This window comes from uncultured Phascolarctobacterium sp. (assembly GCF_905212365.1).
Taxonomy (GTDB): domain Bacteria; phylum Bacillota; class Negativicutes; order Acidaminococcales; family Acidaminococcaceae; genus Phascolarctobacterium_A.
The window spans coordinates 1-20,771 of sequence record NZ_CAJMEH010000035.1 but is presented as its reverse complement, the minus strand read 5'-3'; the positions used below and the strand labels follow the sequence as shown (position 1 = coordinate 20,771).

General features: G+C 51.0%; 21 protein-coding genes, 1 pseudogene and 1 other annotated feature. All 22 genes and pseudogenes read right to left on the bottom strand.

Translation table 11 applies throughout. The annotated features are described in order from the left end of the window. The coding region (locus tag QZ105_RS06755; protein ID WP_293729090.1) for a sodium ion-translocating decarboxylase subunit beta at positions 1 to 565 on the bottom strand (565 nt) is incomplete at its 3' end. A gap of 110 nt (positions 566 to 675) precedes the next feature. Beyond that, positions 676 to 1,038, bottom strand: coding sequence for a biotin/lipoyl-containing protein (locus tag QZ105_RS06750; protein ID WP_293729089.1), 363 nt, complete (start codon positions 1,036 to 1,038; stop codon positions 676 to 678). Positions 1,039 to 1,093: 55 nt separating this feature from the next. Next, positions 1,094 to 1,444 (bottom strand): OadG family transporter subunit, encoded by a 351-nt coding sequence (locus tag QZ105_RS06745; protein WP_293729088.1) that lies wholly within the window; start codon positions 1,442 to 1,444, stop codon positions 1,094 to 1,096. Between the two features lie 59 nt (positions 1,445 to 1,503). Further along, entirely contained in the window at positions 1,504 to 3,003 is a 1,500-nt protein-coding gene (locus QZ105_RS06740) for a carboxyl transferase domain-containing protein (protein WP_366936008.1), read from the bottom strand. A gap of 155 nt (positions 3,004 to 3,158) precedes the next feature. After that, positions 3,159 to 3,590: a methylmalonyl-CoA epimerase gene (gene mce, locus QZ105_RS06735; RefSeq protein ID WP_293729086.1), complete on the bottom strand. Its 432-nt coding sequence runs from the start codon at positions 3,588 to 3,590 to the stop codon at positions 3,159 to 3,161. Between the two features lie 35 nt (positions 3,591 to 3,625). Continuing rightward, the gene (meaB, locus tag QZ105_RS06730) at positions 3,626 to 4,564 is read right to left on the bottom strand and encodes a methylmalonyl Co-A mutase-associated GTPase MeaB (RefSeq protein ID WP_293729085.1); all 939 of its coding nucleotides are present in this window, start codon (positions 4,562 to 4,564) and stop codon (positions 3,626 to 3,628) included. 85 nt (positions 4,565 to 4,649) lie between these two features. Then, on the bottom strand, positions 4,650 to 5,039 hold the full coding sequence (locus tag QZ105_RS06725; protein WP_293729084.1) for a cobalamin B12-binding domain-containing protein: 390 nt from the start codon (positions 5,037 to 5,039) through the stop codon (positions 4,650 to 4,652). A gap of 35 nt (positions 5,040 to 5,074) precedes the next feature. Beyond that, positions 5,075 to 6,724 carry a methylmalonyl-CoA mutase family protein gene (locus QZ105_RS06720; RefSeq protein WP_293729083.1) on the bottom strand — a complete coding sequence of 550 codons (1,650 nt, stop codon included), beginning with the start codon at positions 6,722 to 6,724 and terminating at the stop codon, positions 5,075 to 5,077. A 222-nt stretch (positions 6,725 to 6,946) separates the two neighbouring features. Continuing rightward, positions 6,947 to 8,479, bottom strand: coding sequence for a succinate CoA transferase (locus QZ105_RS06715; protein ID WP_293729082.1), 1,533 nt, complete (start codon positions 8,477 to 8,479; stop codon positions 6,947 to 6,949). Positions 8,480 to 8,922: 443 nt separating this feature from the next. Continuing rightward, positions 8,923 to 10,650 carry an NADH-dependent [FeFe] hydrogenase, group A6 gene (locus tag QZ105_RS06710; RefSeq protein ID WP_293729081.1) on the bottom strand — a complete coding sequence of 576 codons (1,728 nt, stop codon included), beginning with the start codon at positions 10,648 to 10,650 and terminating at the stop codon, positions 8,923 to 8,925. Positions 10,651 to 10,663: 13 nt separating this feature from the next. Then, positions 10,664 to 12,454, bottom strand: coding sequence for an NADH-quinone oxidoreductase subunit NuoF (gene nuoF, locus QZ105_RS06705; protein WP_293729080.1), 1,791 nt, complete (start codon positions 12,452 to 12,454; stop codon positions 10,664 to 10,666). Between the two features lie 62 nt (positions 12,455 to 12,516). Next, positions 12,517 to 12,882 carry a (2Fe-2S) ferredoxin domain-containing protein gene (locus tag QZ105_RS06700; RefSeq protein ID WP_293729079.1) on the bottom strand — a complete coding sequence of 122 codons (366 nt, stop codon included), beginning with the start codon at positions 12,880 to 12,882 and terminating at the stop codon, positions 12,517 to 12,519. 2 nt (positions 12,883 to 12,884) lie between these two features. Further along, positions 12,885 to 13,433: an ATP-binding protein gene (locus QZ105_RS06695; RefSeq protein ID WP_293729078.1), complete on the bottom strand. Its 549-nt coding sequence runs from the start codon at positions 13,431 to 13,433 to the stop codon at positions 12,885 to 12,887. A gap of 1 nt (position 13,434) precedes the next feature. Beyond that, positions 13,435 to 13,944 carry an NADH-quinone oxidoreductase subunit NuoE gene (gene nuoE / locus QZ105_RS06690; RefSeq protein WP_293729077.1) on the bottom strand — a complete coding sequence of 170 codons (510 nt, stop codon included), beginning with the start codon at positions 13,942 to 13,944 and terminating at the stop codon, positions 13,435 to 13,437. A gap of 116 nt (positions 13,945 to 14,060) precedes the next feature. Further along, on the bottom strand, positions 14,061 to 14,831 hold the full coding sequence (locus QZ105_RS06685; protein ID WP_293729076.1) for a PHP domain-containing protein: 771 nt from the start codon (positions 14,829 to 14,831) through the stop codon (positions 14,061 to 14,063). Between the two features lie 3 nt (positions 14,832 to 14,834). After that, entirely contained in the window at positions 14,835 to 15,185 is a 351-nt protein-coding gene (locus QZ105_RS06680) for a serine kinase (protein ID WP_293729075.1), read from the bottom strand. Next, complete coding sequence (locus tag QZ105_RS06675) at positions 15,175 to 16,548, bottom strand: [Fe-Fe] hydrogenase large subunit C-terminal domain-containing protein (protein ID WP_293729074.1); 1,374 nt, start codon at positions 16,546 to 16,548, stop codon at positions 15,175 to 15,177. Before QZ105_RS06675 ends, QZ105_RS06680 begins: the two co-directional genes overlap by 11 nt. A gap of 62 nt (positions 16,549 to 16,610) precedes the next feature. Continuing rightward, positions 16,611 to 17,054, bottom strand: a complete 444-nt coding sequence (locus QZ105_RS06670) for an anti-sigma regulatory factor (RefSeq protein WP_293729073.1) — start codon at positions 17,052 to 17,054, stop codon at positions 16,611 to 16,613. A gap of 1 nt (position 17,055) precedes the next feature. After that, positions 17,056 to 17,412 carry a DRTGG domain-containing protein gene (locus QZ105_RS06665; protein WP_293729072.1) on the bottom strand — a complete coding sequence of 119 codons (357 nt, stop codon included), beginning with the start codon at positions 17,410 to 17,412 and terminating at the stop codon, positions 17,056 to 17,058. Positions 17,413 to 17,618: 206 nt separating this feature from the next. Further along, positions 17,619 to 18,905 carry a PLP-dependent transferase gene (locus tag QZ105_RS06660; RefSeq protein ID WP_293729071.1) on the bottom strand — a complete coding sequence of 429 codons (1,287 nt, stop codon included), beginning with the start codon at positions 18,903 to 18,905 and terminating at the stop codon, positions 17,619 to 17,621. Positions 18,906 to 18,938: 33 nt separating this feature from the next. Further along, positions 18,939 to 19,943 carry a homoserine O-succinyltransferase gene (metA, locus tag QZ105_RS06655; protein ID WP_293729070.1) on the bottom strand — a complete coding sequence of 335 codons (1,005 nt, stop codon included), beginning with the start codon at positions 19,941 to 19,943 and terminating at the stop codon, positions 18,939 to 18,941. Between the two features lie 106 nt (positions 19,944 to 20,049). Beyond that, positions 20,050 to 20,310, bottom strand: a binding site (T-box leader). A gap of 115 nt (positions 20,311 to 20,425) precedes the next feature. Continuing rightward, positions 20,426 to 20,771: pseudogene (locus QZ105_RS06650) on the bottom strand (polymerase); the annotation flags it as partial.

The window sequence follows — 20,771 nt, the reverse complement described above, 5'->3', positions numbered from 1 at the left end:
CTTCAGTGGTGAACAGCTTCATGATAGGAGGCTGAATCAGCGGAACCAAAGACATGTAGGAGTATGCGGCAACGGCGATAGCACCCAGCAGTTGCGGAGCCATCTTAGCAGCCAAGTAAATAGAGGTCGGGCCGTCTGCGCCGCCGATAATACCGATAGCAGCTGCTTCCTGTACGGAGAAGCCCAACAACATAGCGCCCAGCAAAGCGATAAATACGCCGCCCTGAGCAGCAGCACCCAACAGCAGAGTTTTGGGGTTAGCGATCAGCGGACCAAAGTCAGTCATTGCGCCTACGCCCAAGAAAATCAGCGGCGGGAATACTTCATGGTTAATACCATACATAATAACGGACATTACGCCAGGAGCGTCAAAGCCATTTTTAGGAATGTTAGCCAAAACGCAGCCAAAAGCGATAGGGGAAAGCAGCAAAGGCTCAAAGCCCTTGCCGATAGCCATATACAGCAGAATCAAACCCACGCAAATCATAATTACATGACCGCCAGTCAATGCGGAGAAACCGGAATCTGCCCATACGGAAGACAAAGCAACGATAAATGCTTCCATTTAATATCCTCCCAATTTTCAATTTGTGGAAGGCTCCTTGCGAAGGGAGCCCTCCAAAGATCAGGGTTAGTGACTAAAACTTAGTGATATTGCGACCTATCAACTAAGAATTACATAACGATCATAACGTCGCCGGTACCAACGGTTTGGCCTGCGGAAACGCGAACGTCGGAAACGGTGCCGTCAGCCGGAGCCATGATTTCATTCTGCATTTTCATAGCTTCCAGAATCATCAGAACGTCGCCAGATTTAACTGCGTCGCCAACTTTTACGTTAACGGACAGAACTTTACCAGGCATCGGAGCGGAAACGGTGGTAGCGCCTGCAGCAACAGGAGCAGCAGCTTTCGGAGCCGGAGCGGGAGCCGGAGCAGCTTTCGGAGCAGCAGCTTTCGGAGCAGAAGCTACGGAACCAGCTTCTTCAACTTCAACTTCGTATGCGGTACCATTAACGGTGATAGTATACTTTTTCATGGATATAATCCTCCTTAAAATCTCGTTTTTTAATTAAAATTGCAAACAATATGCATTAGAAGCATTCTTTACGAACGCTGATAGCTTCAACACGTGCATTTACAGTCCAGCTAGCATTCGGCAGACGACGTACGCAAGCGATTTGGTCTGCACTAACGCCGCAAGCTGCAACTGCTGCAGCGATAACAGCGATAATTTCGCTATCATCTTGAACCGGAGCAGCAACTGCTGCCGGTGCGGGAGCTGCTGCCGGGGTAGGAGCTACTGCCGGTTTAGCAACTTTTTTTTTAGTCGGATCGACAACTTGGATTAAGCTCATCAATACGCCCAACGCAATCAAAACGCCGAATACGATGGTCATATTAATCAATGCGATTAACCAAGGATTAGTAGTAACAGGACCCATTTATTTCACCTCATCTTATCTTAAAATAGGTTTTTAAGCACTAAGCAACTGCTTGTGAATTACAAAGGAATATTGCCGTGGCGTTTTGCCGGACGGGTTTCGCGTTTGCTTTCCAGCATTTGCAGAGCGTTGATGATGGTGGGACGAGAGTTTTTCGGTTCGATAACCATGTCAACCATGCCGCGCATTGCTGCTTGGTACGGAGTTGCGAAGTTGTCGATATACTCTTTAGTCTTAGCTTCAACATCAGGATCTTTACGGAAAATGATGTTAGCAGCGCCAGCAGGACCCATAACTGCGATTTCAGCGGTCGGCCATGCGATAACTTGGTCAGCGCCCAGGTCTTGAGAGCACATTGCCAGATAGGAACCGCCGTAAGCTTTACGGGTTACCAGAGTGATCTTAGGAACGGTTGCTTCGGAGTAAGCATACAGCATCTTAGCGCCGTGACGGATAATGCCGCCGTATTCTTGGTTGCAGCCAGGCAGGAAGCCAGGAACGTCAACCAAGTTCAGCAGAGGAATGTTGAATGCGTCGCAGAAGCGAATGAAACGAGAGGATTTGTCGGAAGCATTGATATCCAAGCAGCCAGCCATAACTTTCGGTTGGTTAGCGATAATACCAACGGTTTGGCCATCCATACGAGCGAAGCAGGTAATAATGTTCTTTGCCCAGTATTTTTGGTTCTCGTAGAATTCACCGTTATCAACGATAGCCTTGATTACATCATACATGTCGTAAGCTTGGTTAGAGTTATCCGGCAGCAGAGTGTTCAGGCTTTCTTCGGTACGCATCGGATCGTCGCCAGTCTCTACGATCGGAGCGGTTTCCATGTTGTTGGAAGGCAGGAAGGAGAGCAGGTAACGAATTTGTTGCAGGCAGTCTTCATCGTTTTCAGCAGCGAAGTGAGCAACACCGGAAGTGGAGTTATGAGTCATAGCGCCACCCAGTTGTTCTTGGGTTACATCTTCACCGGTTACGGATTTAACTACTGCAGGACCGGTAATGAACATCTTGGAAGTGTTCTTTACCATGTAGATGAAGTCGGTCAGTGCCGGGCTGTATACAGCGCCGCCAGCAGAAGGACCCATGATAGCGGAAATTTGCGGTACAACGCCGGAAGCGATGGTGTTCTCGAAGAAGATCTTACCATAGCCAGCCAGAGCGTCGATAGCTTCTTGAATACGAGCACCGCCGGAATCGTTCAGGCCAACCAACGGAGCGCCCATTTTCAGAGCCAAACGTTGAACTTTAACGATTTTAGCAGCATGCATTTCGCCAAGAGAACCACCTTCAACGGTGAAGTCTTGTGCGAATACGTATACCAGACGGCCGTCAACAGTACCATAACCAGTGGTTACGCCTTCACCCGGAAGTTCTTTCTTTTCTTGACCGAAGTTGGTGCAGCGATGACGAACGAAACGATCCAATTCTACGAAGGAACCTTCGTCGAGGAGTGCAGCGATTCTTTCACGAGCAGTCATTTTGCCGGATTCATGTTGTTTAGCAACACGTTTTTCGCCGCCAGCAGCCAGAATTACTTCGGACTTTTTGAGCATTTTCTCAATTTTTTCTTGAGTAGACAAATCTTACACCTCCATCATTATTGGGAGAACAAATTTATATACATATGCTGAAGGCATATCACTTGTACACCTTCAGCAACATGTATCGTAGATTAGTACCCTATGATTCGATTAACTTTAAGCGTTAATTAATCAACGTAGGTAGCAGCAGGTTGGCACAGCTCGAGCAGCAGGCCAGCAGATTTCGGATGAATGAAAGCGATTTTCATTTTGCCAGCGCCATTGCGAGGAGCTTTATCGATCATTTTAATGCCAGCAGCTTCGCAGTCAGCGATTGCAGCTTTGATGTCGTCAACGCGCAGAGCCATATGTTGGATGCCAGGGCCGTTTTTAGCAACATATTTGCCGATAGGGCCGTCTCCGTTTTCAGTAATATCAACGAGGAGCTCGATCAGGGTTTCGCCGCAGGGAACAAAAATGGTTGCAACGCCTTGTTCTTTAACTTCTTCAGTACCGGTAGCTTTCAAGCCCAGAACCTCAGTGTAAATTTTAGCAGCTTCTTCCAAAGTGCCTTTGCAAGCAACGCCTACATGGTCAACACAAATAGTTTTGAATGCCATAATAATTCCTCCTAAGAAATTGTTTTTTGGTTGTTTTATTTTAAAACTTTACCAACAATATCATCAACGACAGAATAAGGCTCAATCTCACGGGACTGCATCTTAACTACCAATTCGTCAAATGCATCCGTTTGAATAACCTCTTTGTCGATGTAGCGATTTACGCGATCATTAAGCATAGCTTCAACTTCGTTTTTAATACGTTTTTTGCGAATCTCGCTTAACTTACCAGAGTCAATCAAATATGCCTTGTGAGCCTCGATGGAGTCCACAACAGCCTCTATACCTTCACCCTTGCTGGCAACGGTCCTGTTAATCGGAGGACGCCAGCCAACATGTTCGGGATTTAATTCGAGCATCATTTCAATCTCAATGTTGAGCTTGTCTGTACCTTCACGGTCAGCTTTGTTAATCGTGAAAAGGTCACCGATTTCAAGGATGCCTGCTTTAATTGCCTGGATATCGTCGCCCATGCCGGGAATAACAACAACCATAGTGGTATCTGCGGTCTTAACAATGTCAACCTCAGATTGGCCTACGCCTACGGTTTCAACGATAATAACATCCATGCCAAAAGCATCCATCAATTTTACTGCGTCGCCTGCTTTTTGAGACAGGCCGCCGAGGCTGCCACGGGTAGCCATAGAACGAACAAAGATACCTTCATCCGCCATCAGATCCATCATTCTGATACGGTCGCCTAAAATAGCGCCGCCAGAATACGGGCTAGTAGGGTCAATTGCTACAATGCCAACAGTTTTACCACGTTTACGGTATTCTTTAGCAAGTTTATCTGTCAGAGTACTCTTACCAGCACCCGGAGGGCCAGTGATACCAATTACATAAGCATTACCAGTATGAGGATAGATTTCTGTCATAATTTTGACAGCATCATCGTATTCATTTTCAACAGCAGTTATTGCCTTAGATAATGCAAGACGAGAATGACTTAATAATTTATCTACTATTTCCATAATTCACACCGCCTTGTCAGATTGTGAATATTTTATAAGGCAAGCCGGGACAAGCCCGGCTTGCAACTTATGTCAGGGGATAAAATTATTTAACGTTAGCGTTGATGCACTCAACGATCTTGCTGGTCGGGGTGCCAGGAGTGAATACTTCAGCAATGCCAGCAGCCTTCAGGCCAGGGATATCAGCGTCAGGAATAACGCCGCCGCCGATAACCAGAACGTCGTTCAGGCCTTTTTCTTTCAGCAGCTCAACAACCTTCGGGAAAAGGGTGTTGTGAGCGCCAGACAGCAAGGACAGAGCAACAACTTGTACGTCGTCTTGCAGAGCAGCTTCTGCGATTTGTTCCGGAGTCAGACGAATACCGGTGTAGATAACTTCAAAACCAGCGTCGCGCAATGCACGAGCTACAACTTTAGCACCGCGGTCATGGCCATCCAGACCCGGTTTAGCAACTAAAACTTTAACGTTAGCCATTATAAAATACCTCCGTATATGTTAGTGTTTACAAATTAGAGAGTGGTATGAGGTTGGTATTCACCGAATACTTTTCTCATAACGCCGCAGATTTCACCTTCGGTAGCATATGCACGAACAGCGTCGAGGATCAACGGCATCAGGTTTACAGACTCGTCTGCGCAGCCAGCTTCCAGAGCAGCCAGAGTTTCGTCAACTTTAGCCTGGTCACGGCGAGCTTTCAGAGCAGCGATCTTTTCAGCTTGCAGTTTGCCTACAGAGCCATCTACGCGCAGCAGGTTTTTCGGAGGTTCTTCCTCTTGGGTGAATTTGTTAACGCCAACGATGATACGGTCGCCTTTTTCGATTTCCATCTGCCATTTGTAAGCGGAGTCTTGGATTTCTTTTTGGATGTAGCCTTTAGCGATTGCTTCAGGAGCGCCACCGATTTCGTCGATCTTTTGGATGTATTCCCAAGCTTCTTTCTCGATCTTGTCGGTCAGAGCTTCTACATAGTAGGAGCCGCCCAACGGATCAACGGTGTCAGCCAAGCCGGATTCGTAAGCAACGATTTGTTGGGTACGCAGAGCGATGGTTACGGATTCAGTGGTCGGCAGAGCCAAAGCTTCGTCCTTGGAGTTGGTGTGCAGGGATTGAGTACCACCCATTACAGCAGCAGCGGTTTGCAGAGCAACACGAACGATGTTGTTGTTCGGTTGTTGAGCGGTCAGCATGGAGCCAGCGGTTTGGGTATGTACGCGCAGCATCATGGATTTGGGTTTCTTAGCGCCGAAACGCTCTTTCATAACTTTAGACCATACACGACGGGAAGCGCGGAATTTAGCAACCTCTTCCAATACGTTGTTGTGAGCGTTCCAGAAGAAGGACAGACGGCCAGCGAAAGCGTCAACGTCCAGACCAGCTTTGATAGCAGCTTCTACATAAGCAATGCCGTCAGCGATGGTGAATGCGATTTCCTGAGAAGCGGTAGAACCAGCTTCACGGATATGGTAACCGGAAATGGAGATGGTGTTCCACAGCGGTACATTCTTGGAGCAATATTCAAAAATGTTGGTGATCAAACGCATGGACGGTTTCGGCGGGAAAATGTAGGTGCCGCGAGCAGCATACTCTTTCAGAATATCGTTCTGAATGGTGCCGCGCAGTTTGTCAGCGGAAACGCCTTGCTTTTCAGCAACTGCAATGTACATAGCCAGCAGTACGGATGCAGGAGCGTTGATGGTCATAGAAGTAGAAACTTTATCGAGGGAAATTTGGTCGAACAGGATTTCCATATCAGCCAAGGAGTCGATAGCTACGCCTACTTTACCAACTTCGCCTTCAGCCATCGGATCGGTGGAATCATAACCAATCTGGGTCGGCAGGTCGAATGCGCAGGACAGGCCGGAACCACCGTTAGCCAGCAGGTAACGATAACGTTTGTTGGATTCTTCAGCGGTGGAGAAACCAGCATACATACGCATGGTCCAGAAACGGCCACGATACATGGTGGGTTGTACGCCACGGGTATAAGGATATTCACCGGGGAAGCCCAGTTTAGTCATGTAGTCAAAGTCTTCACCAAGATCTACCGGGGTGTACAGTCTGTTAGGAACCAGGTTTGCGCGTTCAGGGTTTTTTACCAGTTTAGCTTCAACATCAGCATGATATTTCTCTAAACCAGCTTTAATTTCTTCAAATGCCATTCTCAAATCCTCCTTAAAATATTTGGTTTGCATATTTCGGATTGGACGGATCCGAAATGATGGTGAGAGTGTCCGTCAGTGACGGTATATGGCAAAGCCTCAAGGCCTCGTCAACTTTTTTATATATACTTGCCGATAGGACTCGCACCTATCGGCAAGTACCTTAACATAGTTTAACCTATTTTGAGAAACTTCTCAAGGGGTATTGAAAAGTTTTTTTGATTATTTAACCATGCCTTCCATGGAGCCGGTTTCGTTGAACAGTTTGTAACAATCGAAAGCTTCTGCCAGGATGTGCGGGGTTTGGCTGTTGCCGCAAGCTTCGCAAGCGCGTTTGAAATAATCATACAGCCAAGGTTGATATTTCGGGTTAGCGATTTGATCGATGATGATCGGAGCTTTCTCTTTCGGGGTCAGACCGCGCAGGTCTGCAACGCCGCGTTCGGAAACGATAACGTCAACGTCCAGAGTAGCATGGTCGATATGGCTGCAGAACGGAACAACAGAGGAGATCTTGCCGCCTTTAGCCAAGGAATTGGTGAAGAATACGGTCAGGAAGCCGTTACGAGCGAAGTCGCCGGAACCGCCAACACCGTTCATCAATTTAGTGCCGCAAACGTGAGTGGAGTTAACATTGCCATAGATGTCGACTTCGATAGCGGTGTTCATAGCGATAACGCCGATACGACGAGCAACTTCCGGGCTGTTGGAAATTTCCTGCGGACGGAGCAGCAAATATTTTTTATAATGTTCTACGTTCTCGTAGAATTTCTTTTGACACTCAGGAGACGGAGTCAGAGCAGTGCCGGAAGCAACGCGCAGTTTGCCAGCATCGATCAGGTCGAACATACCGTCTTGAATAACTTCGGTGTAAACGGTCAGGTCTTCAAAATCGGAGTTAACCAAGCCATTGATAACTGCGTTAGCAACGGAGCCTACGCCGGATTGCAGCGGCAGCAGGTTTTTCGGCAGGCGGCCTTCTTTAACTTCGTTTTTCAGGAAGTTAACCAGGTTAGCGCCCATGTGCTTAGCGTCGTCGTCGATTTCACCCAGAGGACGAACGATGTCAGGACGGTCGCAAGCAACTACTGCAACAATCTTGTCTACTTCGCAAGGAATGTAAGGAGTACCAATGCGGTCTTCCGGAGCGGTAACAGGAATCGGTTGACGGTTTGGAGGATCCAGAGGAACATAGGAGTCATGCATGCCTTCCAGCTCTTTCGGTTGGGTGGTGTTAACTTCTACGATAACTTTCTTAGCGCCAGCTACATAAGAGGAGCTGTTGCCCATGGATGTGGTCGGGATCAGGCCTACCATGCCGTTGCCCAGATCGTTGATTTTGCAAACCTCAACGATTGCAACGTCAGGACCAGTCGGGCGGCCAGCCATGAAGCCATAACGAACCATTTGAGCCATATGGGACAGATGAATATCAGCATATTTTACTTTGCCAGCATTGATAGCTTTACGCATGGTACCGTTGGTCTGATAAGGCAGACGGCGGTCGATGCAGTCAGCTTCTACCATTGCTTGGTCAATTTCTGGGCCAACGGAAGCGCCGGTCCAAACGTTAACTTTGAAAGGAGTTTTTTTAGCTTTTTCAGCCAGAGCCAGAGGTACAGCTTTCGGATAGCCGGACGGAGTAAAGCCGCTGACACCCAAGTTGTCACCGTCTTTTACAAATTCTGCAGCAGCTTCAGCGCTCATAACTTTGCCAGCTACTACGTCACAAATGCGATCTTTAATGTCGATCATGTTTACCTTCCTCCTTAATAATTAGGACATTGTGTTTTATAAGGGTCGCCCCTTTGCTTATAACTTGTCTGCAGTTCTGCACGCAAACCTCCAGACAAGGTATTGCCTTGGTCAAGCATTTCACAAACATTTCATACTTGACTATATAGTCTTTTCGACACTGGCAGGAAAACTCCTGCTAGCTCCAGGAATATTTTTTATAAAATTTTCTTCTCTTTCTGCTACAATTATAACACATTTTGCCAAAAACTTCACTTCTTTTTCAGAAAAAATTTCCTACTCATGAGTGAAGCGAGCTCACATGACCCTTCAGCCAAATTGACGCTCAACGCTTACTATGATACCAATAAAATTGTAACATAGCAAGCTTTTTCTTTACAATTTTAAAAAATCCCCTGCCTTTTTTCACATTGAGACAGGGGATTTGTATTGTTCTGTTACGACTAATCGCGGTTTTGCGCTTTGTAGTGCGTATGCAATAGACTATGAGCTTTTTCCCCGAGAGGTTTGCCAAGCCAAGTAGCATAAAGCGTTTTTATTTCCGGATTATCATGGGATTTTCGTAATTCGCTGGCACGATCGCAGGCAAGCAGGCCTTCTCGGCGCATTTTGCGTATCTTGCCGCTTACCGGTATGGGCTGTCCGCCGCCGCCGATGCAGCCGCCCCGACAAGCCATAACTTCAATAAAATGATAATCTGCTGTGCCCGCTTTAATGCGCTCCAGCATTTTTTTAGCGGAGCCCAAGGTATTGCAGACTGCTATCTTCACCGCCGTACCCGCCACGTCTACTACCGCCTCGCGGGTTTCCGCCATGCCGCGCACTTCGGTGTAATCCACCTTAGGCAGGCTTGCACCCGCTACAACGTCGGCCACAGTACGCAAAGCCGCTTCCATAACGCCGCCCGTCGTACCAAAAATCACCGCCGCGCCGGTACCGGTTCCCAAAGGCGAATCATACTGGCTTTCCGGCAGCGAAGCGAAATCGATACCCGCCTCGCGGATCATACGGCCCAGCTCGCGCGTAGTGATGACAATATCCACATCGCGGTAGCCGCTGCTGCACATTTCCTCTCTGGCAGCCTCCGCCTTTTTAGCCGTGCAGGGCATTACGGATACGCTGACAATCTGCGCCGGATCAATCCCAGCTTTCTCGGCATAATAGGTTTTCGCTATAGCGCCGAACATCTGCTGCGGCGATTTGGCCGTGGACAAATGAGGCAGCAGCTCAGGATATTTCATTTCAATCATATTTACCCAGCCGGGACTGCAGGAGGTAATCATAGGCAGCACGCCGCCATTTTGCAACCGCTCTAAAAATTCGTGCCCCTCCTCCATAATCGTAAGGTCAGCCGAAAAATTAGTATCGAATACTTTATCAAAGCCCAGCTGGCGCAGAGCAGTTACCATTTTTCCCGTAACAATTTCTCCGGCGGGAATGCCCAGCTCCTCGCCCAAGGCCACGCGCACTGCCGGAGCAGTCTGCACGATAACTACCTTGCTTTCGTCGTTGATGGCGTTCCAAACCTTTTCCGTATCGTCCTTTTCCACAATAGCGCCCGTGGGACAAACGCTGGCGCACTGGCCGCAGTAGCTGCACTGGGAATTAAGCAGATCATGCTCGAAGGCCGTGGAAACAATGGTATTAAAGCCGCGACCGGCAAAGCTGTAAACATTCATGCCCTGGACATCGCGACAGACACGTATGCAGCGTCCGCACAAAATACATTTTTCCTGATCGCGCACCAGCGACGGATTGCTGTTGTCGATAGTATGCGCCTTAGTTTCTCCGCCCTCGAAGCGCAGCTTGCGCACGCCCAAATCCGCCGCCATATTCTGCAGCTCGCAGTCGCCGCTTTTTTGGCAGCACAGGCAGTCCTTGGGATGGTTGGTCAAAAGCAGCTCGATAACCGTCTTGCGCGCTTCGCGCACCTTATTGGTATTAGTTTTAACCACCATGCCCTCGCTTACAGGATAAACGCAGGAGGCAACCAAGGTACGCGCGCCGCTGGCTTCTACCATGCACAGACGGCAGGCGCCCTCGGCCCGCAGGTCGGGATGGTAGCACAGCGTCGGAATATAGATACCGGCGGCACGAGCCGCTTCTAAAACAGAGCTTCCGGCAGGAGCCTGGATCTGCCGGCCGTCAATCGTTAAATTTACCATTTTCATTATGCAGACCCCCTCAGCTCTTAATAATAGCCTTAAACGGACATGCCGTCATACAAGCGCCGCACTTAATGCACTTATCCTGATCGATAACATGCTGCTTTTTCACAGCGCCGCTGATGGCCTTCGCCGGGCAATTGCGCGCGCACAAGCCGCAGCCGCGGCAAGCGTCGGTAATAGTATAGCGAGCCATCTTTTCGCATACGGCTGCCGGGCAGCGCTTTTCCTTAATATGAGCCTCGTACTCGTGACGAAAATACTTCAAGGTCGACAGCACGGGGTTAGGCGCAGTCTGTCCCAAACCGCACAAAGCTGTTTCCTTGATATTCTTCGCCAGATTTTCCAGCAGCTCGATATCACCCTCGCGGCCCTGCCCTTCCGTAATGCGGTTCAAGATCTCCAGCATACGCTTGGTTCCCTCGCGGCAGGGCGTACACTTGCCGCATGATTCAGACTGGGTAAAATTCAGGAAGAACTTAGCAACGTCCACCATGCAGGTGTCCTCGTCCATAACTACCAGGCCGCCGCTGCCCATCATGGCTCCGGCAGCAATCAAGGAATCGTAATCCACAGGCAGGTCCAGCATGCTTTCCGGCAGACAGCCGCCAGACGGTCCGCCTATCTGCACCGCTTTGAACTTTTTGCCGTTGGTGATGCCGCCGCCGATATCGTAAATAATCTCGCGCATAGTAATGCCCATGGGCACCTCGGCCAGACCAGTATTATTTATCTTGCCAGTTAAAGCGAAAACCTTGGTGCCCTTGGATTTTTCCGTGCCGAACTGGCAGTACCAATCCGCGCCGTGTACAATGATCTGCGCCACGTTGGCGAAGGTTTCTACGTTGTTGATATTCGTCGGCTTGCCCCACAGGCCCGATACGGCCGGGAAGGGCGGACGGGGACGCGGCATGCCGCGCTTGCCCTCGATGGAAGCCATCAGCGCCGTTTCCTCGCCGCAGACAAAAGCGCCTGCGCCCTCTTTGATATGCAGCTTAAAGCTAAAGCCGCTGCCGAAAATATTCTCGCCTAAGAGGCCCATCTCCTCCGCCTGCTTGATAGCGATGCGCAGGCGTTTAATAGCCAAAGGATATTCGGCGCGCACATAAATATAGCCTTCATCAGCGCCGATAGCATAGCCGCAGACCGCCATGCCCTCCAGCACTCGATGGGGGTCGCCCTCCAGCACGCTGCGGTCCATAAATGCGCCCGGGTCGCCCTCGTCCGCATTGCAGATAACATATTTTTTATCGCTGACCGAAGCTTTGGCAAACTGCCATTTCATGCCGGTGGGGAAGCCGCCGCCGCCGCGTCCGCGCAGTCCGGATTTTTTGACCTCCTCTACCACCTGCTCGGGAGTCATTTCCGTTACGGCCTTAGCCAGCGCTTCGTAGCCGCCTACGGCGATATATTCTTCAATGGCCTCGGGATTGATAGCGCCGCAGTTGGCCAGCACCAGACGGTGCTGCTTTTTGTAAAAGCCAATCTCAGAATAATTAGGCACTCTGTCCTGCGTTAAAGGCTCATGGTACAGCAGGCGCTGCACAATGCGCCCTTTATATAAATGCTCTTCAACAATATCCTTAACGTCCTCGTTTTTAACGCCGCAATAAAAGGTGCCTTCAGGATATACGATAACCAGCGGGCCATGCTCGCAAAAGCCGTGGCAGCCGGTTTCAACCACCATTACCTCGTCCTGCAGCCCAAAGCTTTGCAGCTCTTTAGCAAAGGCTATCTGGATTTCCCTGGAACCGTTGGCCTTGCAGCCCGTACCGCCGCAAACCAACACATGAGCTCTGATATGCTGCATAATTTCTCCTCCACTCCGCTGTCCGCCGCGCTTACATCCTGTACCGTACTGGCGGCAGCATTTTATTCGTCTATTTTACCGACTACCAGCTCTTCTACGATTCTGCCGTTGACCACATGCTCGGCAATAATTTTCGGCACATCCTCCGGCTTCACCTTGCCATAGGTAATGCGGGCTTCGCCGGGACGCACCACATCCACCAGCACCTCTTTTTCGCACATGCCGATGCAGCCCGTCTGCTGTACCTGTACATCCAGCAGCCGCCGCTTATTAAGCTCGTCCAAAATCGCCTTCATGACCTCGCGGGCTCCGGCGGCGATACCGCAGGTACCCATACCAACAATAATCTTGGTTCCCGTTTCCTTGCGAAGTTTGATATCCGCTTTCAATTTATCACGCAAAGCGTGCAGATCCGCTAAGCTTTTCATTGTTATAACCTCCCTTGCAGCGCAGCCAGCTGCTGACCCAAATACTGGCGCAGCCAGACGTAAATTTCGGGATTGGCAAAATCGCAGGCGTCGCCCAAAATATCCCGCATCTCCTGCGTTGTAAAGATAAAGCTGCCGCCTGCGCAGCTATACTTAAAATGCAATTCTATCTGCGGCGCTCCCGCCAGCAGCACGGCAATGCTATCCGCCAAATCGCCCAAAGGCGGGCGGTCAATATTATCCGCAGCAAAATAAGCGGCCAGCTCCGTGCCCTTGCCCGGCTCCGAAGCGATGTCCAAGCGTCCGCCGCACTGCTGCGTCACCATATCCATAAAGGGTATGCCCAGCCCCACCTTGCGCGTCTTACGCGAAGTAACGAAGGGGTCGCGCACCCGGCGCAGCATTTGCGCGTCCATACCGCAGCCGTCGTCGCTGACGCGAAAAACGAAAAAGCCCGCTTCATTTTCATTGACTTCAATCGCGATATGCTTCGCACCGGCAGCCACCGAATTCTGTGCAATATCCAAAATATGCAGCGACAGCTCCCGCATCTTATTTATACCTGTCCAAAATAGCCGCCAGCTTATCTGTAGTCAGACGGCCGTGGGTGTCCTCGTTAATTTGCATAACAGGGGCTAAACCGCAGGCGCCGATACAGGCCACGGTTTCCAGCGTAAAACGCAGATCCTCGGTAGTATGGCCCGCCTTAATGCCCAGCTGCTTTTCCAAAGCCTGCAAAATAGTTTTGCCGCCGCGCACATGGCAGGCAGTCCCTTGGCACACGCGGATAATATTGCGTCCGCGGGGATTCAGATGGAACAGGGAATAAAAGGTAACTACGCCGTAAATATCGGCAATAGGCGTCCCCGTATGCTTGGCGATGTATTCCAGCACATCCTTGGGCAGATAATTATACAGGCTCTGCACCTCCTGCAAAATCGGAATCAAGGGTCCCTTTACGTCCTTGTACTTGGCCAGAATAGCGTCGATGCGCACCCGTTCGGGGTTAGCGCCGCCACAGCAGCTGCAGTTATGCTCCAGCCTGTTTTCACTGATGCTCATAGTCTCCCTCCTCCAAAAAGGAATATGCATATATCACTAAATTAAGTATAGCATTATAGCGAAATTTAAGCAACGCTGTATGCTGTATACTGCGTTTATAGCGTACTATATTTATATTATTTTTCGCAGAAATCCGAAAATTTTCCCGGCAATAAGCTGCGCCCGCCGCTTCCCGCCAAAGCCAGCCGCAGCTCCTGCAGCGTCAGCGCTTCTACTGTAAGCAGATTTTTCGGTCCCTGTACACAATCCAGAATATTATGGGCGTCCGAATTAGTCACATAGGGCAGATAGCCTGTCAGCCGCTGTAAAGAGGACTGTACGCTGCGCCGCCAGCCTGCGGCAGAAATTTCCGCCGCTGCAAAGCCAAAGCCCGGCTCGATAAAGCCCAGCTGGCCCACAATGCTGTAGGCCGGGCGGTCGATATGCGCGGCAATGGTCAAGCCGCCTAAGGTCGCCACCTGGCGCACCACCTGTTCGGCAGTCAGGCTGAGAGGAGCCAGCAGTAGCCGTTCCTCCTCCCGTACAAATTCATCCTCAGAGTCCACCACGAACTGCGCTCCGAAGCGTCCGGCGTCGTTAAGCCTGCCGTTCATATGCTTATCCACCACCTGCTGCCAAACCGCCAGCTGCTCCAGCGTATCAAACAGCGCCACAATATGAGCCTCCTCCAGACATTCCACCTCCATCCCCGGAAACACCTTGACGCCGTATTCCTCGCCGCAGCGCACGGCGGCTGCCGCATTGGCGCTGGCGTTATGGTCCGTAATAGCGATTGCGCCAATGCCAAATTCCGCAGCCCGCAGCACAATATGATGAGGCGTCATTTCCACCTCGGCGCAGGGCGAAAGCAGCGTATGAATATGCAGATCAGCTAAAACGCTCTGCATAGCCTATGCCCGGCCCACGCCCAAGGCGTACAGCTTGCCGATAACCTCAAAGGCAGGTTCTTCGGTAGCGACGATAACCACATCATTCAGATTAGCCTTATTCAGCGTATCGGCGGCTACAGGCCCGTCGCCTGCCACAATCACGGCGGATAAGCCTATAAGGGAAGCGACGGCGGCCACATTCTGGTGTCCCTGCATCGTCACCCACACCATGCCCGGCTGCGCCTGCCCCATAGCGTTGCTCAGCAGGTCGGACGCATAACCGCCCTCCACGTCCGCATACAGCGCATCCTCGGATACATCCTTAGTCAGCAGCTTTAAATTCAGTGCATCAATCATTTCTTTAACCTTCATTACGCTCATCCTCCGTATTATTCAACATCTTAGGCTCATGGTAAATAGGAATCTGCTTTGCCAGCTCCAGCATTCCCCGAGACAGCTTATGCACGCTGGCGCGCAGCTTAAAGATACAGTCAATCTCGTGCGCCTTACCCTGCACAATATCCTCTGCCAAGCCCTGGCAGCTGGGCGCGCCGCAAGCGCCGCAGTCCAGTCCCGGCAAGGAACACAATACCTCCTCCATGCGCTCGAACTTTTTCATAGCTTCCATAATATCGTCGTCCAGCTGCATCATCGGCCGCGGCACCAGCTTTTTGCGGTAAGCCGCCGAAGCGGGAAAATCCTGCAGCACCATGGTCTGCGCCATAGCCTCGCGCCTGTCCGCAGGCTCCGCGGCGCGCATAGCGCTAATGCGCTGCCGTAGGTTGCATTCCGCCACAAATTTGTTTTCCGCTGTCAAAAGGCCGCCCAAGCAGCCGCCCTTGCAGGATAAGCATTCCACATAATCCAGCTGCGGCATTTTATTCATGGAAATCTGCTCTAAAATATCATATACATTATCGATGCCATGCACCGATAAGCCGTTGGTAATCCCGGCGGAAGCAATCTCGCCGCCGTAAGCGCCCCAGCTAAGGCCGTAGGAGGAACCGGTACGCACATGCAGCTCGTGCCCGCCGCCTAAATTTTTCAGCAGCAGGCCATAAATCTCCGCCAGACCAAAGCTGCCGGAAAGCTCCGTATGCTGCACATCCACCGATTGGCGGATATTAGTTTCCTTGGACGGACAGGGAGAAATAAACCAAACGCCGATCAGCTCCGGCGGCATTTGCAGCCGGGCGGCCGCCTCGCGCTTCACATAAATAGCCGCCGCCTCTACCGGAGCCAGCACCGGCACCACCTGCTTAATCAGTTCAGGGAATTTTACCTGAATCAAACGCAGCACAGCGGGGCAGGTACTGGAAATAAGCGGCTTGCGCCCGCCGGTATAATTTTTAATATAGTCCTCTATCTCGCAGGCTATGTATTCGGAAGCCAGCGAAACGTCAAAAATCTCGTCGAAGCCAAGATTGTGCAGTCCCTGCCAAATATCCGTCAGCGGCACGCTGGCCGGAAACTGGGAATACAGCGACGGCGCAGGCAGCACAATATTATAGGCGTATTTTGTCAGCCCCTCCAGCGTGTCGGAACGCACGGAAAAAGCATGATAAGGACAACCTGCCGCACAAGCGCCGCAGTCGATGCAGCGGTCAGCCAAAATTTCCGCCTGCCCGTTACGCACGCGAATGGCCTCCGTCGGACACAGCTTAACGCAGGATACGCAGCCCTGACATTTATCCTGCTGCAGCTGCACAGAATGATAGTATTTAGTAGGAGCCATGCGTATCACCTCTCTCTCAAAATATATTCAAGACTGACGCCTAAACGGCCCAGCCGGCAATTCTACAAATCCTCGCTCTGATGCTTAAAGCCCATAACGATGGTCGTGCCCTGCCCCACAGCGGACTGAATATCAAATTCGTCGGAGCATTTCTGCATATTGGGCAGGCCCATACCGGCGCCAAAGCCCATCTGGCGCACATAATCAGGCGCTGTGGACCAGCCCTCCTGCAGCGCCTTGTTGATATCGGGAATGCCGGGGCCCTGGTCGCTGACGGTAATCACTGTTTTATCAGGAAAGACCTCGGCCGCCACATTGCCGCCGCCGGCATGAATAATAACATTCATTTCCGCTTCATAGGTGCCGATGGCGATACGCCGCACAATATCCGCCGGAATCCCCAGCCGCTGCAGCATCTTCTTAATCTTGGAGGACGCTTCGCCGGCGCGCTCAAAATCTCCGCCAACGCAGTCAAAAGCTATTTTCACAGATTTACTATCGCTCATCCTATTTACTCCTTTTATGGCAGCCGGGGATGCCGGCTCCGTACAAAATACCGCAGGCCTCAAACAGCGAATAGCCTGTAGCCAAAACCGGCAGCATGCTTTCCTCTGCCGCCGCCAGAATATCCTTGTCCGGCCGCTTATCGCGCACAAATACCAACGCGCTCAGCTCGGTCATTTCGGCGGTACGCACCACCTGCATATTAGTCAGCCCTGTACACAGCAGCGTATTGCGCTTGGTAAAGGCCAATACATCGCTCATCATATCGCTGCCGCAGCAGGTTTCTACCTGACGTTCCAGATAATCCCGCCCCGCCAATACCTCGGCGTCCAGCAGCCTTTGCACATCTTTAAGATTCATACACATCGCTCCCATATGCTTGATCGTCAGTCTGATATACTTATATAAATTTATTGTACACTGTTCATTGGCAGATGTAAATAAAGCGAGCCGATTCCGTCATGATTTTTTCCTGAATACTGCTGCAATGTAATTTTGCTTACAGAAGCGCAAAAAGGACTGCGCCCTGAGGCACAGCCCTAAAAACAATTTGCACGCTATTGAGTTCACTCTATGGCAGCCAGGGCCTGGGCCAAATCGGCAAGCAGGTCCTCCTTAGCCTCCAAGCCGCAGGAAATACGCACCAGCCCGGCCGGTACGCCTGCCGCCGCCAGCTGCTCGTCCGTCAGCTGACGGTGAGTCGAAGTAGCCGGATTCAGGCAGCAGGTACGGGCGTCTGCCACGTGGGTTTCGATAGCCGCCACCTTCAGCCGCTTCATAAAGGCTTCTGCCGCCGAACGGCCGCCCTTTAAATTAAAGGATACTACGCCGCAGCCGCTGTTGCCCAGGTACTTCTGCGCCAAAGCGTAATATTTATTGGAAGGCAGGCCGGGATAATTAACGTATTCCACCTGCGGCTGCTTTTCCAAAAATTCGGCCACAGCCTGCCCGTTTTCCACATGACGCGGCATGCGCACATGCAGCGATTCCAAGCCCAAATTAAGAATAAAAGCGCTTTGCGGCGATTGGCAGCAGCCCAAATCGCGCATCAGCTGCGCCGTCGCCTTCGTAATAAATGCGCCGCCCTGACCGAACTTTTCCGCATAGGTAATGCCGTGATAAGATGCATCCGGGCTGCATAAGCCGGGGAATTTACCGGCGTGAGCCAGCCAGTCGAATTTGCCGCCGTCCACTACCGCGCCGCCCAGGCAGGCTCCATGCCCGTCCATATACTTAGTGGTAGAGTGAGTAACGATATCTGCGCCCCATTCGATGGGACGGCAGTTAATAGGCGTCGGAAAGGTATTGTCCACAATCAGCGGTACGCCGTGCTTATGCGCAGCTTTGGCAAATTTTTCGATATCCAGCACCGTCAGCGCCGGATTGGCAATGGTTTCACCAAAAACAGCCTTAGTATTATCCTGAAAAGCGGCGTCCAGCTCCGCTTCCGTACAATCCGGCCCCACAAAGGTCGCCGTTACGCCCATCTTAGCCATGGTAACAGCTATCAGATTAAAGGTGCCGCCATAAATTGAGGACGACGCCACAATGTGGCTGCCCGCCTCGCACAAATTAAACAAGGCGAAAAAATTAGCCGCCTGCCCCGACGAAGTCAGCATAGCCGCCGTGCCGCCCTCCAGCTCGGCGATTTTGGCCGCTACAAAATCGCAGGTAGGATTTTGCAGACGGGAATAAAAATAACCGCTGGCCTCCAAATCGAACAGCTTGCCCATGGCCTCGCTGGTATCATATTTAAAAGTGGTGGATTGAATAATGGGAATCTGGCGCGGTTCGCCGTTTCCCGGCCTGTAGCCGCCCTGAATACATTTTGTGTTAATATTAAGCTCCTGCATTGTACTGCCCCTTTCCTGCAATCTGTCAAATCCTTATTTCTTTACGTCAGCGCCCAGCTGCTGCAGCTGCAATAAAATCCTGTTATACTCGTTCAGCGCCTTGTTCAGCTTATCGCCGTCGGCCGGAGCCAACTGCGTCAAATCGTAAGGCGTATCCTGATAAACGATATTCAGCCAGTTCATGTAAAACAGATGAGCGTAGCTGCGCCATTTAAACACCGGCTGCTGCGTCGTATCGTTATCAGGGAAATAATATTCCGGAATAGCAATGGGCAGGCCCTTCTTTTTATCACGATAATATTCGTCAGCCAGCGTATAACGGTCGTACTCAAAATGTCCCAGCACAAAAATCCGGCGCAAATCCTTCGTAGCGCAAATATTGATGCCGTTTTCCACGGAGCGGGACAAAACCTGCAAGGCCTTGCAGGCGTCGATAGCGTCGTCGTCTACCGCCGTATGCCGCGACTGGGGAATAAAGTAACGGTCGTCAAAACCGCGCAGCAGCGGATGGTTGCGCACCGTCAGCCCATAGGGGAAAATGCCGAACATTTTGGTCGGCAGCACCGTCTTGTTGACGCCATAGTAATGGTATAACGCCGCCTGCGCGCCCCAGCATAATGTCATAGTGGAGTAACAGTGAAATTCTGCCCAATCCAAATAGGCTGTAATTTCCTGCCAGTAATCCACGTCCTCAAAGGCGTAGGTTTCCACCGGCGCACCCGTCATCAAAAAAGCGTCGTAATAACGGTCCTTGATGTCCTTAAACTCCAAATAGGCTCTGTCCAGATAGGAATTATCGGTGTGCGTTGTTTCGCGGCTCACCGTGCGGCAGAAGTCCACCTCAATCTGCAAGGGCGAATTGCCCAGCAGGCGCAGCAGCTGAATTTCCGTGGGCTTTTTCAACGGCATCAAATTAAGAATACACACCTTCAGCGGACGCACGCGCTGATTATGAGCGCGTTCCTCCGTCATGGTAAAAATACCCTCCTCCTGTAATTGTACAATTGCGGCTAATTTATCGTTGACTTTAATCGGCATAGCAGTTCCTCCTCCCAGCGGCGCGCCTGCCTACGCGCCTTTAATCTAAAACGCCTTTACAGGAACCGCCATGAGGCAATAAAAAAGCTTCCGTTCCTGTAATACATACAGGGACGAAAGCGTAAATTCCGTGATACCACCCTATTTCGTTCATGCGTCGCCGCATAAACCTCTTCAAGTACGCAGGGATTGGCTACCCTTTAATACTCCAGCGCTGTAACGGGCGCTCCCGGACGGCCTAAATGCGAACATCTCAGCCCATCGACTCCAAGACCATCTTCAATGGAACCATCTGCTCCTCCTTGCACCACAGCGGAGGCTCTCTGCGCCAGACTTGCCCATCTACTCTTCTCTTCACAGTCCAAATATTAAGCTATGTGCTAGATGATACAACACTAAACGCGCCGCGTCAATAAAATCCGCAAAATTTTGCAGCATGCAGCTTTGCGCCGCGCCGAATGTAAACAATATTACACTGCGTCCTACTCCTGCCGCTCATAAGCGTTCAGCTTCCAGCACAGCATGGTCAGCCCGCCCAACAGCCAAAAGAGCAGGCCCATCTGCGTATTAAAATAGACGTGATCCGTCAAGCCGCCCACGGCAATGCCCACGGAAGCCAGCACATAGCCGCGCCCCATAGCCCGCAGCCACAAACTGCGCCCCTGAAAGGCCAGACGACAGCCGGTACGCAGGAAAACTCCCCACCACACCAGCAGGAAAGCAAACAGGCCGTGCCAGCCCAGCTCGGCCAAAACATTCAGGAAAATATTATGGCAATGGTACATAATGACGCTGGTATCCGCCAGATAATAATTATATTTCGGATAC

Bases quoted from the DNA above. Each gene is read 5' to 3' on its own strand.
- QZ105_RS06695 (WP_293729078.1), bottom strand. From the start codon at position 13,433: ATGCGGGAGCTGTCGCTGCATATTTTGGATATTGCACAGAATTCGGTG.
- nuoF (WP_293729080.1), bottom strand. From the start codon at position 12,454: ATGCAGCATATCAGAGCTCATGTGTTGGTTTGCGGCGGTACGGGCTGC.
- meaB (WP_293729085.1), bottom strand. From the start codon at position 4,564: ATGGAAATAGTAGATAAATTATTAAGTCATTCTCGTCTTGCATTATCT.
- QZ105_RS06670 (WP_293729073.1), bottom strand. From the start codon at position 17,054: ATGAGCGATAGTAAATCTGTGAAAATAGCTTTTGACTGCGTTGGCGGA.
- QZ105_RS06680 (WP_293729075.1), bottom strand. From the start codon at position 15,185: ATGAAGGTTAAAGAAATGATTGATGCACTGAATTTAAAGCTGCTGACT.
- mce (WP_293729086.1), bottom strand. From the start codon at position 3,590: ATGGCATTCAAAACTATTTGTGTTGACCATGTAGGCGTTGCTTGCAAA.
- nuoE (WP_293729077.1), bottom strand. From the start codon at position 13,944: ATGAGCATCAGTGAAAACAGGCTGGAGCATAACTGCAGCTGCTGTGGC.
- QZ105_RS06700 (WP_293729079.1), bottom strand. From the start codon at position 12,882: ATGAAAAGCTTAGCGGATCTGCACGCTTTGCGTGATAAATTGAAAGCG.
- QZ105_RS06720 (WP_293729083.1), bottom strand. From the start codon at position 6,724: ATGGCATTTGAAGAAATTAAAGCTGGTTTAGAGAAATATCATGCTGAT.
- QZ105_RS06725 (WP_293729084.1), bottom strand. From the start codon at position 5,039: ATGGCTAACGTTAAAGTTTTAGTTGCTAAACCGGGTCTGGATGGCCAT.
- QZ105_RS06685 (WP_293729076.1), bottom strand. From the start codon at position 14,831: ATGCAGAGCGTTTTAGCTGATCTGCATATTCATACGCTGCTTTCGCCC.
- QZ105_RS06665 (WP_293729072.1), bottom strand. From the start codon at position 17,412: ATGAATCTTAAAGATGTGCAAAGGCTGCTGGACGCCGAGGTATTGGCG.
- QZ105_RS06750 (WP_293729089.1), bottom strand. From the start codon at position 1,038: ATGAAAAAGTATACTATCACCGTTAATGGTACCGCATACGAAGTTGAA.
- QZ105_RS06710 (WP_293729081.1), bottom strand. From the start codon at position 10,650: ATGAAAATGGTAAATTTAACGATTGACGGCCGGCAGATCCAGGCTCCT.
- QZ105_RS06715 (WP_293729082.1), bottom strand. From the start codon at position 8,479: ATGATCGACATTAAAGATCGCATTTGTGACGTAGTAGCTGGCAAAGTT.
- metA (WP_293729070.1), bottom strand. From the start codon at position 19,943: ATGCCGATTAAAGTCAACGATAAATTAGCCGCAATTGTACAATTACAG.
- QZ105_RS06745 (WP_293729088.1), bottom strand. From the start codon at position 1,444: ATGGGTCCTGTTACTACTAATCCTTGGTTAATCGCATTGATTAATATG.
- QZ105_RS06660 (WP_293729071.1), bottom strand. From the start codon at position 18,905: ATGCAGGAGCTTAATATTAACACAAAATGTATTCAGGGCGGCTACAGG.
- QZ105_RS06740 (WP_366936008.1), bottom strand. From the start codon at position 3,003: ATGCTCAAAAAGTCCGAAGTAATTCTGGCTGCTGGCGGCGAAAAACGT.
- QZ105_RS06675 (WP_293729074.1), bottom strand. From the start codon at position 16,548: ATGGCTCCTACTAAATACTATCATTCTGTGCAGCTGCAGCAGGATAAA.